The following is a 14,919-nucleotide window of genomic DNA, read 5'->3' on the forward strand; positions in this document are numbered from 1 at the left end:
GAGGCATGGACTGGTTCGGCGCCGCTGACTCCTGGCTCGCCCGGCTGATCTTCCAGCGGGGCCTGGCCGCGCTCTATCTCGTCGCGTTCGTGGCGGCGGCGCTGCAGTTCCGGGCGCTGCTCGGGGAGCGCGGGCTGACGCCTGTCCCCCGGTTCGTGGCGCGCGTGCCGTGGAAGGCGGCGCCCTCGCTGTTCCGGCTGCACTACTCGGACCGGTTCTTCGCCGGGTGCGCGTGGGGCGGCGCGGCGGTGGCGGTGGCCCTGCTCGCGGGGGTGGACGGGCTGCTGCCGCTGTGGGCGGCGATGCTGCTGTGGGCGGTGCCGTGGGCGCTGTATCTGTCGATCGTGAACGTCGGCCAGACCTGGTACGGCTTCGGCTGGGAGTCACTGCTCCTGGAGGTCGGCTTCCTGGCGGTGTTTCTCGGGAACGACGAGGTGGCGCCGCCGGTCCTGGTCCTGTTCCTGCTGCGCTGGGTGCTGTTCCGGCTGGAATTCGGGGCGGGGCTGATCAAGATCCGGGGCGACGCGTGCTGGCGGAAGCTGACGTGCCTGGACTTCCATCACGAGACGCAGCCGATGCCGAACCCGCTGAGCTGGTTCTTCCACCATCTGCCGCGCCCGCTGCACCGGGTCGAGGTCGCGGCGAACCACGTCACCCAGTTGGCCGTCCCCTTCCTCCTCTTCACCCCGCAGCCGGTCGCCACGTGGGCGGCGGCGCTGATGATCGTCACCCAGCTGTGGCTGGTGGCCTCGGGGAACTTCGCGTGGCTGAACTGGCTCGCGATCCTCCTCGCCGCCTCCGCCCTGGACCTGTCGTCCCTGCACACGCCACCCTCGCTCCCCGAGGCACCGCTCTGGTACGAGGTGGTGGTCATCGCCCTCACGGCCGCGGTGGCGGCGCTCAGCCACCGGCCGGTCCGCAATCTGCTCTCGCGCCGCCAGTCCATGAACCGCTCCTACGACTCCCTGCACCTGGTGAACACCTACGGCGCGTTCGGCTCGGTCGGGCGGGTCCGGCAGGAGATCGTGCTGGAGGGCACGGCGGACGACGTGCCGCACCCCGATTCGGGCTGGCTGGCGTACGAGTTCAAGGGCAAGCCCGGCGATCCGCACCGCCTGCCGCGGCAGTTCGCCCCCTACCATCTGCGGCTCGACTGGATGATGTGGTTCGCCGCGCTGTCGCCCGCGTACGCCAGGTCGTGGTTCGGGAACCTGGTCGAGCGGCTGCTGGAGGGCGACCGGGACACGCTGCGGCTGCTGCGGCACTCCCCGTTCCCGGCCGACGCGCCGCCCGTGCACATCAGGGCGCACGTGTACCGCTACCGCTTCACGTCGTGGCGGGAGCTGCGGGAGACAGGGGCGTGGTGGGAGCGGACCTACGTGCGGGAGTTCCTGCCGCCGACCCGGCTGAGGTAGACGCGGCGGGCGGTCCCGCCGAAGACCTGCGGATCCGTTCCGCCCGTCAACTCACGCGCACTGTCGACGACTTGTCGATACGTCGCCGCCAGGGTGCACACCGGCCAGTCGGAGCCGAACATCACCCGGTCGGCGCCGAACGCGTCGAGGACGGTGTCCACGTACGGCCGCAGGTCGTCGACGCTCCAGTGCGCCCAGTCGGCCTCCGTGACCAGGCCGGAGAGCTTGCACACCGTGTTCGGGTGCGCGGCGAGCGCGCGCACCCGGCTCCGCCAGGGCTCCAGCTCCCCCGATGCGATCGGCGGCTTCCCCAGATGGTCGAGGACGAAGGTGAGTTCGGGGTGCTCGGCGGCGGCCTTCACGCACGCGGGCAGCTGGTGCGGCAGGACCACGAGGTCGTACACGAGACCGGCGTCCGCGACGGCGGCGAGGCCGCGCCACACGTCCGCCCTGAGCAGCCACTCGGGGTCGGGCTCGCCCTGCACCTGGTGCCGGATGCCCACGAGGTGCCGCCCGCCGGGCAGTTCGCGCAGTCGCTCCAGGGTGTCGCGGACGTCGGGGCGGGTGAGGTCGGTCCAGCCGACGACGCCCGCGACCAGGTCACTGCGCTCGGCGAGGGCCAGGAACTCGGGCGTCTCCTCGGCGACGGTCACCGTCTGCACGAGCACGGTGGCGTCGACGCCCGCCGCGCACAGCTCGGGTGTCAGCTCGTCGAGGGTGAACGTGCGGCGGATCGGCGCGAGTTCGGGTCCTGTGATCCAGTCCTGGTCGCGTACGGAGAGGTCCCAGACGTGGTGGTGCGCGTCGACGATGCCCTCCGTCACGGCAGCTCCCACACGACCGGGAGGCCCGCGTCGGCGCCCTCGGCGGAGTAGTCGTGGACGACGTCGAGGAGTTCGCCCATGCGGGCCTGCCAGGCGATGTTCACGGGGAGCGGGTCGAGCTCGGCGAGCAGCCGGGCGTAGTCCGCGCACTCGATCACGTGGAACAGGTCGGTTCCGCTGCGCCAGATCGTCCACCGCGTCGCGCCCGCCGCGCGGATCGCGGCGACCAGTTCGTCGGGGACCTCGCGGTGGGCGGCCTCGTACTCCTCGACGAGGTCGGCGCGGACCTTGGTGTGCAGGGCGACTCTCACGGGTGCGGCTCCTGTTCTGACGGTACGGGCACGTCGGCCGGGAGGAGGTGCAGCTCGCGGGCCTCCTGCCAGAACCCGGCAGGGACCTCGGCGGCGAACTGCCGCACGGTGTCCGTGACTTCGGTCGCGGATCGGGTGCCGACGAGCACGCTGGTGACGCCGGGATGCCCGAAGGGGAAGGCGAGCGCGGCGGCGCGCAGGGTGGTGCCGTGCCGCTCGGCGAGGTCCTTGAACCGCCGCGCGCGGGCGAGGACCTCGGGCGGGGCGAGGGCGTAGTCGTAGGTGCCGCCCTGTCGGGGGTCGGCGAGCAGTCCTGAGTTGAAGACACCGCCGATGACCACGGACACACCACGCGTGGCCGCCAGGGGCAGCAGTGTCTTCAGGGCCCGCTGGTCGAGCAGGCTGTAGCGGCCCGCGCACAGCACCACGTCCACGTCGGTGTCGCGGACGAACCGGGTCAGCATCGCGGACTGGTTCATGCCCGCGCCGATCGCGCCGACGAGCCCTTCGCCGCGCAGCCGCTCCAGCTCCGGATACGCCTCGCCGAAGGCCTGCTCGGCGTGGTCGTCGGGGTCGTGGAGGTAGGCGACGTCGATGCGGTCGAGCCCGAGCCGGCCGAGGCTCTCCTCGATGGAACGGCGCACTCCTGCGGCGCTGAAGTCCCACACGCGGCGGGTCGTCGCGGGCACGGCGAAGCCGTGGGCAGTGTCGTCACCCCCGCCGTCGTACGGCTCCAGGAGGCGGCCGACCTTGGTGGACAGGGTGTACGAGCCGGTGGGCCGGGTGCGCAGGTATGCGCCGATGCGGCGCTCGGACAGGCCGAGGCCGTAGTGCGGCGCGGTGTCGAAGTAGCGCAGCCCCGCGTCCCAGGCGGTGTCCAGGGCGAGGTGGGCCTCGTCGTCGCGGACGGGTGTGTAGAGGTTGCCGAGGCCCGCGCCGCCGAAGCCGAGCGCGGTGACCCGGACGTCGCCGCGGCCGAGGGTGCGGGTCCGCATGCGGGTCACTGTCCCGCGGGGCGCAGTCGCAGCCCCTGCATGCCGCCGTCGACGGCGAGGGAGGTGCCGGTGGTGGCGGCCGACAGGGGACTCGCCAGATAGGCGATGGCGCCCGCGACCTCGTCGGCGGTGACCAGGCGTCCGGTGGGCTGGCGGGCTTCGAGCGCGGCGCGTTCGGCAGCCGGGTCGTCGGCCCGGTCGAGGAGCCGGCCGACCCAGGGGGTGTCGGCGGTGCCGGGGTTGACGCAGTTGACGCGGATGCCCTCGCGGATGTGGTCGGCGGCCATGGCGAGCGTCAGCGAGTACACGGCCCCCTTGGACGCGGCGTAGAGGGCGCGCTGCGGGATGCCCGCGGTGGCAGCGATGGAGCAGGTGTTGACGACGGAGGCGTGCACCGAGTCCCGCAGCGCGGGGAGGGCGGCCCGTGCCACGCGGACCATGCCGATGACGTTGACGTCGAGAACCCGGTGCCATTCGGCGTCGTCGTTGTCGGCGACGGTGCCCTGGGCGCCGATGCCCGCGTTGTTGACGAGCACGTCGAGGCCGTCGAGGTCGGCGACGGCGGTGGCCACGGCGGCCCGCACGGCCGTGTCGTCGGTGACGTCGGCGGCGTATCCGCGCAGCGGCTTGTCCACGTCGGTGATGTCCCGGTCGAGGACGGCGACGTCGGCGCCGCGGGCGGCGAGGAGTCGCGCGGTGGCGCGGCCGATGCCGGAGGCTCCGCCGGTGACGAGGGCCTTGAGCCCGGCGAAGTCCTGAACGCTGTGCTCGCTGCTGTCACTGCGGTCGCTCATGCGGTGGCTCCGTTCGCGTCGGCGGTCGCCTGCCGCTGCGCGGCGAGGTCCTTCACCCAGAACTCCCCGTCGGGGTAGGTGTATTCGTCGATGGACGCCGACCGGATGGTGGCGGAGAAGCCGGGGGCGGTCGGGGCGGCGTAGTGGCCCTGGCGGACGACGACCGGGTCGACGAAGTGTTCGTGGAGATGGTCGACGTACTCGATGACACGGTCCTCGGTGGTCCCGGTCAGGGCGACGTAGTCGAACATCGACAGGTGCTGGACCAGTTCGCACAGGCCCACGCCGCCCGCGTGCGGGCACACGGGGACGCCGAACTTCGCGGCGAGCAGCAGGATCGCCAGGTTCTCGTTGACGCCACCGACGCGCGCGGCGTCGATCTGCAGGATGTCGATGGCGCCGGCCTGGAGGAGCTGCTTGAAGACGACGCGGTTCTGTACGTGTTCGCCGGTGGCGACCTTCACGGGGGCGACGCCTTCGCGGATCGCGGCGTGGCCGAGGATGTCGTCGGGGCTGGTGGGTTCCTCCACCCAGTAGGGGTCGAACTCGGCCAGGGCGGTGGTCCATTGGATCGCGTCGTCGATGTTCCAGCGCTGGTTGGCGTCGATGGCCATGCGGATGCCCGGGCCGACGACGGCGCGGGCGGTGCGGCAGCGGCGGATGTCGTCGTCGAGGTCGGCGCCGACCTTCAGCTTGATCTGCATGAAGCCGTCGGCGACGGCCTGCCGGGCGAGGCGGGTGAGCTTCTCGTCGCTGTAGCCGAGCCAGCCGGGCGAGGTGGTGTAGCCGGGGTAGCCGCGCTCGACGAGGCGTGCGGTGCGCTCGACCGCGCCCGCCCGGCCCGCCCTGAGCAGTTCCAGTGCCTCCTCGGGGGTGAGGGCGTCCGCGATGTACCGGAAGTCGACCTGTCGGACCAGCCACTCGGGCTCCGCCTCGGCGAGCAGCCGCCACAGGGGTTTCGCCGCGCGCTTCGCGGCGAGGTCCCATGCCGCGTTGACGACGGCGCCGATCGCCATGTGCATCACGCCCTTCTCGGGCCCCAGCCAGCGCAGTTGGCTGTCGCCGATCAGGTCGCGGTTCAGGCTGCCGGGGTCGGCGCACAGCGCGTCGAGCGGGCGGCCGACGACGTGGTGGCTCAGCGCGCGGATCGCGGCGACCTGCACGTCGTTGCCGCGCCCGATGGTGAAGGTGAAGCCGTGCCCCTCGTGCCCGTCGGGGTCGTCGGTGCGCAGCACGACGTAGGCGGCCGAGTAGTCGGGGTCGGGGTTCATGGCGTCGGAGCCGTCCAGTTCCCGCGAGGTCGGGAAGCGGATGTCGTACGTGTCGACGACGGTGACGCGGGGCGAGGTGGAGGACACGGGCTGCCTTTCGGACGGAGGTGCGGGGTCAGTCCTGGGCGCGGCCGGTGGTGACACGGGCGACCATGAGGGCGAGCAGGATGATTCCGCCGTAGATGGCCTGGATCCAGAAGGACGGAACCTGCGCGAGAGTCAGCATGTTCTGTACGACACCGAGCAGCAGTACGCCGGTCAGGGCGCCGAACATGGTGCCCTTGCCGCCGTCGAGGCTGATGCCTCCGATGACCGCGGCGGCGAACACCGTGAAGATCATGTTGTTGCCCTGGTTGGCGCTGATGGCACCCACGTATCCGGTCTGCATGATGCCGCCGACGGAGGCGAGGACGCCCGCCACCACGAAGACACCGAGCATGACGCGCTCGACGCGGATGCCCGCGGCGCGCGCGGCCTCGGCGTTGCCGCCGATCGCGTACAGGGCGCGGCCCACGCGGTGGTACTTGAGGACGAGCCCCGCGACACCGAACGCGATCGCGGCGAACCACACCGACATCGGGATCCGCAGGAACGTGGAGGTGGCGAGCGCGAAGAACGCGTCGGGCATTCCGAACAGCGTCTTGCCCTTGGTCGCCCCGACGAGCAGCCCGCGCAGCACGATCAGCATCGCGAGCGTCACGATGAACGCGTTCAGCTTGAGCTTGACGACGAGCACCCCGTTGAACGCGCCGATGCACGCCCCGGCGACAAGCACCGCCAACAGGGCCACGGCCACCGGGAATTCGGTGCCGAACCCGGACTGGGCGACGGGCAGCACGAGCAGCGCACCGAAGGCGGGCGCGATACCGACGACCGATTCGAGGGACAGGTCGAACTTGCCGCTGATGAGGACGAGTGACTCGGCGAGGACCACCATCGCGAGGGCGGCGGAGGAGCCGAGGATGGAGATGATGTTCTGCTCGGTGAGGAAGGAGTCGTTGAGGACGGCGCCGAGGACGAGGAGCAGCAACAGGGCGGGTACGAGAGCGAGTTCGCGGGCGCGGCGCAGGAGAACGTTCTGGGCCGCTTCAAGCCCCTGCGGCGATTGAGCAGCGGGGTCCGGGGCAGAGCCCCGCGACCGCGGCGGCAGGGAGGCCGAAACCTTACGAGTTGACGTCACTGGAAACCCCCTCGATCGACGCGATCAACGCATGGTCGGCCCACCCCGCCGCATGCTCCGCCACCACCCGCCCGTGGAACAGCACAAGAACCCGGTCGCAGCGCCGCAGGTCGTCGAGCTCGTCCGAGACGACGAGGACCGCCGTGCCGTCGTCGCGTGCGCTGTCGACGCGCCGCAGCAGCGACTCCTTCGACTTCACGTCGACCCCGGCCGTCGGGTTGATCAGTACGAGCAGGCGCGGGTCGGAGGCGAGCGCGCGGGCCATCACCACCTTCTGCGCATTGCCGCCGGACAGGTCGGAGACGGCCTGGTCGGGCCCCTGCGCATGGATGTCGAGCCGCTCGATCAGCTCACCGGCGAACCGCCGGCGGCTGTCCGTGCCGATGAATCCGCGGCGGCCGAGCCGCCCGAGCACCGACAGTGTGGCGTTGTCCCCGATGGACATCCCGGTGACGAGCCCCTGGTCGTGCCGGTCGCGCGGCACACACCCCACCCCTGCGGCGAGCGCCGCGGACACGTCCCCGAAGGGCAGCGCGCGCCCTTCGAGCCGGGCCGTGCCGGTGCTGGGTGTGTGCAGTCCGGCCAGCGACTCCGCCAGCGCGATCTTGCCGCTGCCGCTGGAGCCCGCGAGCCCGACGACCTCGCCGCGCCGCACGGTCAGATCCACGTTCTCGTACGTGTCCGAGCCGAGCCCGGACACCTCCAGGACGACGGGGGCGGCCACGTCGTCCGCCGCCTGCTCGACGACCGCCTCCGCCGCGGCCGCCGCCTGTTCCGCGACCGCCTCCCCCGCCATCGCCTCGACGAGCGCGGGGCGCGGCAGTTCGGCGACCGGGGCGGTGGTGATCCAGCGGGCGTCGCGCAGCACCGTGACCGTCTGACACACCTCGTACACCTCCTGGAGGTGGTGCGAGATGAACAGGAAGGTGACGCCGGAGTCCTGGAGGGCCCGCATGCGGGCGAAGAGGCGCTCGATCTCGCGGTTGTCGAGCTGTGCGGTCGGCTCGTCGAGGACGATGAACCGGGCGCCACCGCTCAACGCCCGTGCGATCTCGACCATTTGGCGGTCCTCGACCTTGAGGTCTGCGGTGCGCGCGCCGGGGTCGACGCGCACGTCCCAGGTGTTGAGCAGCGCCCGGGCCTCGGCGTCGAGCTTCTTCCAGCTGAAGAATCCGCGCCGGGCGTGCGGCTGCCGGTTCAGGAACAGGTTCTCCGCGACGGTCAACTCGGGTATGACCGTGGACTTCTGGTAGACGCAGGCGACCTTGGCGCGCCACGCCTCCCGGTCGCCGAGGGGCGGCGCGGGCTCCCCGTCGAAGGTGAGCGTGCCCGCGTCGGCGGCCTGGAGCCCGGTGAGGACCTGGACGAGGGTGGACTTGCCCGCGCCGTTGCGCCCGACGAGCGCCTGGGACTCCCCCGCGCGTACGGTGAGCCGGCCGTCGGCGAGGGCGACCGTGGGCCCGTAGCGTTTGACGATGCCGCGGGCCTCGACCAAAGGAGCGGTGGGGGTGGTCACTTGACCGTGTTTCCCCACAGCTCGGGGTCGTCGACGTTCTTCTTCGTGACCAGCGGGGCGGGCAGCTGGTCCTCCAGGGTGCCGCTGGGCAGTTTCACGATCTTCGAGCCGTGGTCGGTCGGCCCCGGCTTGAACTTCTTCCCCTGCATCGCCGCCTTGATGTAGTACATGCCGTACTTGGCGTACGTGTCGGCGGGCTGCGAGACCGTGGCGTCGATCTGGCCCTTGTGGATGGCGGCGAATTCCTGCGGGATGCCGTCGTTGGACACGATCGTGATGTGTCCCTCGGACCCCGCCTTCTTCAGCATCCCCTTGGACTTGAGGGTCTGCAGGGTGGGCGCGAGATACACGCCGCCCGCCTGCATGTAGATCCCCTTGATGTCGGGGTTCGCGTTGAGGAGGGTGTCGAGCTTGGAGGCGGCGGTGTCGGACTCCCACTTCGCCGGGATCTCCAGGACCTTGAGCTTCGGATACTTCTCCTTGACGCAGTCCCGGAACGCCTTGGACCGCTCACGCCCGTTCACGGACGCCAGGTCACCCATGATCTGGACGACCTTGCCGGACTTCACGTGGTCGCCGAGGTACGCGCAGGCCTTCTGGCCGTACGCGACGTTGTTGGCGCGGACCACCATGGCGACCTTGCCCTTGTCGGGCGCGACGTCGACGGCGACGACCGGCACTCCCTTGCGCTCGGCCTGATCGAGCCCGGCACCGATGGCGGCGCTGTCGAGCGGCGCCACGACGAGGCCCTTCACGCCCTGGTTCAGCTGGTTGTTGATGTCCGTGATCTGCTGCGAGGGATCGCTGTTGGAGTTGACGGTCTTCAGCGCGTCCACGCCCTCGGACTTCGCCATCTTCGGCACGTAGTCGTTGTACGACTGCCAGAACGGCGAGGTCAGCAGCGGCAGGACGACACCCACCTTGCCCTTGCCGTCGCCGCCTCCGCCGCCACCGGCTCCGGCCGCGGTGTCCTTGGTGCTGCCGCAGGCGACGAGGGCGAGGGCGGCGCAGCCGAGGAGCGCGACGGCGGCGAGCCCCCGCCTCCTGGAACTCCGTGCGCGCACCGCTGTGTTCCCCCTGGTCATTGCCTTCGGGTCCTTCGTGGTGCCAGTCATCGGACTGCTCCTCGGCTCCGGAAGTCATGGGGCGGGACCGGGAGCCGCCCGTCCGGTTCCGGTCCGCGCCGAGATATTTATCAGACCACTTCCGGCGCCCAACACCCTTCGTACCCAAGTTTTCTCGGTATTTACGCCTTCCTGCGCCTCCTGGCATAGCGAAGTGGTCCGACTTCCCCGGTAGTGGTCCGACCACCTGGCTGGCTACACTGCGCGGCATGCAGAAGGCCACCGTCACCCAGCGGGCCATCGAGCAGGTCAAGGCGATGATCGGCGGCGGTGACCTCCAACCGGGCCAGCGGCTGCCCACCGAGCGGGACCTGGCGGCGCAGCTCGGCATCTCGCGCAGCTCCATGCGGGAGGCGATCCGGGCGCTCACGGTGCTCGGCGTCCTGGAAGCCCGGCACGGATCGGGCATCTACGTCACGCAGTTGGAGGCCGGTGACCTCCTGGAGACGTTCGGGGTGGTCGCCGACCTGTCGCGCGGGCCCCGGCTCGTCGAGTTGCTGGAGGTGCGCCGGATCCTGGAGTCGACGGCGACGGCGCTCGCCGCCGCGCGGATCACGCGCACACAACTGGCCGAGGTCGCGGACCACTTGGCGGCGATGGAGGCGACGGACGACCCGGACGAGATCCTCGCGCACGACCTGGAGTTCCACCGGACCATCGCCGCGGCCGCGGGGAACGACACGATGGCCGCGATCCTGGAGGGCCTCTCCTCGCGGACGTTCCGTGCGCGGGTGTGGCGGGGCTACGAACAGGAGGGTGCCTTCGAGCGCACCCGCCGCGAGCACGCTCGCATCCTGCGGGCACTGACCGCGCGTGACCCGGAGGCGGCGCGGGCTGCTGCCGCGGCGCATGTGGGTGAGGTGGAGGAGTGGATGCGGGGGCAGGTGGAGTGACTCTCACGCCCGGCCGGGGTCGCGGTCTCGGGGCTCCACCCCGGCCCCCGTGCCTCAATCTCCCCCAGCTAACGCTGGGAGGTGCCCCCTGCGGGGCTCGAACGATCGGCGGGGCTGGAGCTGGACGCCGACGTCTCCAGGGCCGTGAGCAGTAGCTCCAGCGCCACCTCGAACGAACTCCCCGCCATCAACGGCAAGTGCTCGCGCACGGCGCCGAGTTGTGGATGCGTCTCGGCCGACAGGTTCGCGTACTCACCCGTCCACGCCCGGTCGTCCGCCTCCCTGCGCTCCGCGGGCAGCGCCAGATACGCCGCGTCGAGAGCCGCGTGCCCGAGGACGGTGTCGACGAAGGCGGAGTAGTGCCGCACCGCGTCCTCGTCCCCGAACCCGGCCCGCCTGAGCAGGCCGATGCCCGCGTCGACGGCCCGGAACTCGTGGGCCCGGCGCGTCACCCGGTACGCCGCGAGCGCCGCCACCCTCGGGTGGGCGCGGTAGCCGCGGTGGATACGCAGGCCGAACTCGCGCAGACCGTCGCGCCACGCCATCCGCTCCGGGTGGAAACCGTCCATGGCCTCCCCGATGATCCGGTCGGAGACGGCGAGCAGCAGGTCGTCCGTGCTGTGGAAGTAGCGGTACAGCGCGCTCGGATCGCAGCCGAGGGCCGCGCCGAGACGGCGCACGCTCAGCGCGTCGGGCCCGTGCTGCCCGACCAGGCGCACCGCGCACTCCACGATCACGTCCTCGGACAGCAGCACCCCCGACTTCGTCGGCTTGCGGCGCCGCCGCTCGGCAGGAATCCGCCCCTCCACCACCGCGATCTCCGCTCCCTCGACTACCCGTCCCGCTTATGACAACACCATTGACGCAAGCTGACAAGGCCGATTTGATCGCGGTCGCCGGTCACCCCCGGCACGCCCCGCCCGCACCGCCCCTCGCACGTCTCCCTCTCCCCTGCCTCCCCAGGAGATCGATCATGAGAAGCGAACCACCAGGCCTGCGCCGCTCCCTCGGCGTCGTCGACGGCATCGCCATCGCCGCGTCCAGCACCGCCGCGACCACGAGCATCGGCATCGGGATGGGTTCCCTCGCCGCGACGGTCGGGCTGCACGCGCCGGCGATCCTGCTCGTGGCGTTCGTGCCGATCCTGGGCATCGCGACGGCCTACGCCCGGCTGAACCGCCAAGAGCCGAACATGGGCAACGGCTATGTCTGGGTGGGCCGTTCGCTGGGCCCCTGGCTCGGCTTCCTCACCGGCTGGGTCACCCTCGTCGGCACGCTGGTCTTCATGGCGTACACGAGCGCGGTCACGGGCTCCGTCTTCCTTCAGTTCGCCAACAAGGCGGGCCTGCACTCGCTGTGGGGACTCGGCCTCGACCCGAACTCGACGGCACTCTCCACCGTCGTCGGCCTGCTCGTGCTCACCGCGGTCACCGTCACGGCGGTCACCGGCGTGCGCAAGGCGACCCGCCTCCAGGCGTGGCTGCTCGCCTTCGAGTACGTGGTGCTGCTGGGGTTCTGCGGCTGGTCGCTGGTCACCGGCTCGCACGCCTTCCAGTGGTCGTGGCTCAACCCGTTCGACATCCACGACGGCGCGGCCTTCGCGCAGGGGCTGGTCCTCGCGGTGTTCTTCTACTGGGGCTGGGACGCGGCCTTCACGGTGACCGAGGAGACCAAGGACGTGCGGGACGCGGGACGCGGCGGATTCATCGCCCTGCTCGCGATGCTCGCGCTGTTCCTCTACGGTTCCGTGGCCTTCCAGCGCGAGATGTCGCTGCCCGAGCTGGTCGAGCAGGGTCCGCAGGCCCTCACCTACCTCGGCGCGAAGCTCGCCAGTGAGCCGGTGGCCAGCCTGCCGCTGCTCGCGCTGCTGTTCTCGGCGGTGGCGTCGCTGCAGGCCAGCGTGATCCCGACCGCGCGCGGTCTGCTCGCGATGGGCCGGGACCGGACGATGGGCCGGGTGTGGACGCGGGTCAGCCCCCGCTACGGTTCGCCGGCCGCGGGCACCGTCGTCGTGATGTCGATCGCGGCGGTGGTCGCCCTTCTCGCCCTGGCGATACCGAAGTTGAACGAGATGATCCTCGCGGCGGTGAACTCCATCGGGCTCACCGTGGCCCTCTACTACGGCCTCACGGCCCTCGCCTGCGCCGTCCGCTTCCGCTCGCTGCTGCGGACCGCGCCGCGCGCGTCGGTGCCGGCCGTCCTCGTGCCGGGGCTCAGCGGCCTCGCGCTGCTCGGCATCGGGACGTATCTGGCGTACTCGTACGCGACGATGAGCGACCACTTCGCGCTGTCGCCGGACAACGGCTGGTTCATGCTCGCGGTGCCCGCCGCGATCGTGCTGACCGGTCTGGTGATGGCCGCCGTCGCCAAGTACGGACGCCACTCCCCCTACTTCACGACCGGGCGCGGCACGGACGCCGACGCCGTCGAACTGGCCGGGCCGCAGGCCACCTGAGCGCGCCCCGGCCCCCGTCACACCGTCTACGTACAAGGAGTTGGAACGATGCCCGCACCCGCCGACCTCGTCTTCACCGGCGGCCCCGTCCACACCGGTTCACCCGCCCGGTCCCGCGCCACCACGGTCGCCGTGCGGGGCGAGCGGATCGTCGCCGTCGGCCACGACGAGGTGCGCGAGCTGATCGGGCCGCGCACCGAAGTGGTCGACCTCGCGGGGAAGCTGCTGGTCCCCGGCTTCCAGGACGCGCACGCGCACCCGGTGGGGGCGGGCATGGAGATGGGCCAGTGCGATCTGAGCGGAGGGACGACGCTCGCCGAGTACCGGGAGCGGATCGCCGCGTACGCGAGCGCGCACCCGGACGCCGAGTGGATCACCGGCGGCGGCTGGGCGATGGAGGCCTTCCCCGGCGGCCTGCCGACGGCGGCCGAGCTGGACGCACTGGTGCCGGACCGGCCGGTGTACCTGGTGAACCGGGACCACCACGGCGCCTGGGTCAACTCCCGCGCCCTCCGGGCCGCCGGGCTCGACGCCCGCAGCCCCGACCCGTCCGACGGCCGTATCGAGCGCGACGCGGACGGCGCACCGACGGGCATGCTCCAGGAGGGCGCGGCGAATCTCGTCGGGCGGCTGCTTCCCCCGGTCACCCGTGAAGAGAAGATCGCCGGCCTGCTGCGGGCCCAGGAACACCTGCACTCCCTGGGCGTCACGGCATGGCAGGACGCGATCCTCGGCGAGCACGCCAACCTGACCGACGCCACGGAGGCGTATCTGGCGTGCGCCGACGACGGAACCCTGACCGCGCGTGTCGTGGGCGCGCTGTGGTGGGACCGGGCGCGCGGCACCGAGCAGATCGAGGAACTGCTGGCGCGGCGCGAGGCGGGCACCCGCGGACGCCTGCGCTCGACGACCGTGAAGATCATGCAGGACGGGGTCGCGGAGAACGGCACGGCGGCGCTGCTCGGCCCGTACCTCGACAGCTGCGGCTGCCGTTCGGACAACAGCGGGATCAGTTTCGTGCCGCCCGAGGCGCTGAAGAAATATGTGACCGAATTGGATGCCCACGGATTCCAGGTGCACTTCCACGCACTGGGCGACCGGGCCGTCCGCGAGGCACTCGATGCCGTGGAAGCGGCACGGAGGGCCAATGGCTGGACGGACACGCGCCCGCATCTCGCGCACCTTCAGGTCGTGCACCCCGATGACATCGGCCGGTTCAGGGAGCTGGGCGCGACGGCGAACATGCAGGCGCTGTGGGCGGCGCACGAGCCGCAGATGGACGAGCTGACGATCCCGTTCCTGGGCGCCGAGCGCTCCGCCCGGCAGTACCCGTTCGCGGATCTGCTGCGGTCAGGGGCGACGCTCGCGGCGGGCAGCGACTGGCCGGTGAGCAGCCCGGATCCCTTGCAGGGGATCCATGTCGCGGTGAACCGGGTGCTTGCGGAGGCACCCGCGGGGACGCCGGTGTTCCTGCCGGACCAGCGGATCGGCCTGGGCGACGCGCTCGCGGCGTACACCTCGGGCAGCGCCTACGTGAACCATCTGGATGCCGAGACCGGGGCAATTGCGGCGGGGTTCCTGGCAGATCTCGTCGTACTGGACAGAGACCCGTTCGCCGGACCCGAGACGGACATCGGCGGGACACGGGTCGCGCAAACGTTCGTGGGAGGCCGGCGGGTCTACCGTTCAAGCCCCGCCGGTGATTGAGGCGCGGGGTCCGGGGCAGAGCCCCGCGACCCCGACCACGGCGCGGCGAAACTAATCCACGCTGGGCAGAATGTGCGGCTCCGCCAAATCGTCCTCGTACCCCGCGAGGCGGATCGGCGCCGACCTCGCCCAGACGTCGAGACTGCCGAGCTGCTGCGGCCTGCGGCGGCCGGCCCGCTCGGCTCGATCCTTGGGGCTCTGCTCGCGATTCGTCTTCTCTGGTGTCACCGCGCACTCCTTGTGTGTCGGGTAACCCGCTCCGGCAGGCCGTCCCGGCGTCGCGCGGGGTACGGCGCCCGATCGGGCTTGTGTAGAGGGCCAGTTCGGGCGCGGTGGCGCCGGTGTGTCGCTGGTCGGGTCGGCCGTGGTTCTCGGTCTCTCCCGCGACGGTCACCATGGGTCGAGGTGTCGGACCCACTTGCGGTAACCGTTCG

At 71.4% G+C, this 14,919-nt stretch carries 14 protein-coding genes; 4 read left to right on the forward strand and 10 right to left on the reverse strand.

Annotated features, from left to right (window positions below; all coding sequences use genetic code 11):
* The first annotated feature begins 5 nt into the window (after positions 1–5).
* Positions 6–1,415: a lipase maturation factor family protein gene (locus tag ACY34M_RS24650; RefSeq protein ID WP_462720467.1), complete on the forward strand. Its 1,410-nt coding sequence runs from the start codon at positions 6–8 to the stop codon at positions 1,413–1,415.
* On the opposite strand, the gene ACY34M_RS24655 is transcribed toward ACY34M_RS24650, so the two are convergent.
* The 8 genes from ACY34M_RS24655 to ACY34M_RS24690 all read right to left on the reverse strand — a co-directional run bounded on the left by ACY34M_RS24655 (position 1,376) and on the right by ACY34M_RS24690 (position 9,391).
* Positions 1,376–2,239, reverse strand: a complete 864-nt coding sequence (locus tag ACY34M_RS24655; RefSeq protein ID WP_462720468.1) for an amidohydrolase family protein — start codon at positions 2,237–2,239, stop codon at positions 1,376–1,378. The genes ACY34M_RS24650 and ACY34M_RS24655 overlap by 40 nt on opposite strands.
* Complete coding sequence (locus tag ACY34M_RS24660) at positions 2,236–2,550, reverse strand: L-rhamnose mutarotase (protein WP_462720469.1); 315 nt, start codon at positions 2,548–2,550, stop codon at positions 2,236–2,238. The genes ACY34M_RS24655 and ACY34M_RS24660 overlap by 4 nt, the downstream gene beginning before the upstream one ends.
* Positions 2,547–3,545, reverse strand: a complete 999-nt coding sequence (locus tag ACY34M_RS24665; protein ID WP_462720470.1) for an aldo/keto reductase — start codon at positions 3,543–3,545, stop codon at positions 2,547–2,549. The genes ACY34M_RS24660 and ACY34M_RS24665 overlap by 4 nt, the downstream gene beginning before the upstream one ends.
* 5 nt (positions 3,546–3,550) lie before the next feature.
* Positions 3,551–4,339 carry an SDR family NAD(P)-dependent oxidoreductase gene (locus ACY34M_RS24670; protein WP_462720471.1) on the reverse strand — a complete coding sequence of 263 codons (789 nt, stop codon included), beginning with the start codon at positions 4,337–4,339 and terminating at the stop codon, positions 3,551–3,553.
* Complete coding sequence (locus ACY34M_RS24675; RefSeq protein WP_462720472.1) at positions 4,336–5,697, reverse strand: L-fuconate dehydratase; 1,362 nt, start codon at positions 5,695–5,697, stop codon at positions 4,336–4,338. The genes ACY34M_RS24670 and ACY34M_RS24675 overlap by 4 nt, the downstream gene beginning before the upstream one ends.
* 28 nt (positions 5,698–5,725) lie before the next feature.
* Positions 5,726–6,679 carry an ABC transporter permease gene (locus ACY34M_RS24680; RefSeq protein ID WP_462720659.1) on the reverse strand — a complete coding sequence of 318 codons (954 nt, stop codon included), beginning with the start codon at positions 6,677–6,679 and terminating at the stop codon, positions 5,726–5,728.
* Positions 6,680–6,773: 94 nt separating this feature from the next.
* The gene (locus ACY34M_RS24685) at positions 6,774–8,306 is read right to left on the reverse strand and encodes a sugar ABC transporter ATP-binding protein (RefSeq protein WP_462720473.1); all 1,533 of its coding nucleotides are present in this window, start codon (positions 8,304–8,306) and stop codon (positions 6,774–6,776) included.
* A complete protein-coding gene (locus ACY34M_RS24690) occupies positions 8,303–9,391 on the reverse strand; it encodes a sugar ABC transporter substrate-binding protein (protein WP_462720660.1) in 1,089 nt (362 codons plus the stop codon). The genes ACY34M_RS24685 and ACY34M_RS24690 overlap by 4 nt, the downstream gene beginning before the upstream one ends.
* A gap of 248 nt (positions 9,392–9,639) precedes the next feature.
* On the opposite strand from ACY34M_RS24690, the gene ACY34M_RS24695 reads away from it, so the two are divergent.
* Complete coding sequence (locus tag ACY34M_RS24695; protein WP_462720474.1) at positions 9,640–10,323, forward strand: FadR/GntR family transcriptional regulator; 684 nt, start codon at positions 9,640–9,642, stop codon at positions 10,321–10,323.
* A 68-nt stretch (positions 10,324–10,391) separates the two neighbouring features.
* Here the strand turns inward: ACY34M_RS24695 and ACY34M_RS24700 are convergent, their stop codons facing one another.
* On the reverse strand, positions 10,392–11,132 hold the full coding sequence (locus ACY34M_RS24700) for a TetR/AcrR family transcriptional regulator (RefSeq protein ID WP_462720661.1): 741 nt from the start codon (positions 11,130–11,132) through the stop codon (positions 10,392–10,394).
* Between the two features lie 164 nt (positions 11,133–11,296).
* Between ACY34M_RS24700 and ACY34M_RS24705 the strand changes: the two genes are divergently transcribed.
* Together ACY34M_RS24705 and ACY34M_RS24710 are read left to right on the forward strand one after the other, a co-directional pair.
* Positions 11,297–12,778 (forward strand): APC family permease, encoded by a 1,482-nt coding sequence (locus ACY34M_RS24705; RefSeq protein WP_462720475.1) that lies wholly within the window; start codon positions 11,297–11,299, stop codon positions 12,776–12,778.
* A gap of 48 nt (positions 12,779–12,826) precedes the next feature.
* Positions 12,827–14,485, forward strand: coding sequence for an amidohydrolase (locus ACY34M_RS24710; protein ID WP_462720476.1), 1,659 nt, complete (start codon positions 12,827–12,829; stop codon positions 14,483–14,485).
* Positions 14,486–14,536: 51 nt separating this feature from the next.
* Here ACY34M_RS24710 and ACY34M_RS24715 read toward each other — a convergent pair whose 3' ends face one another.
* Positions 14,537–14,713: a hypothetical protein gene (locus ACY34M_RS24715; protein ID WP_462720477.1), complete on the reverse strand. Its 177-nt coding sequence runs from the start codon at positions 14,711–14,713 to the stop codon at positions 14,537–14,539.
* Positions 14,714–14,919: the final 206 nt, after the last annotated feature.

The organism is Streptomyces sp. EDA2-14 (assembly GCF_054963755.1).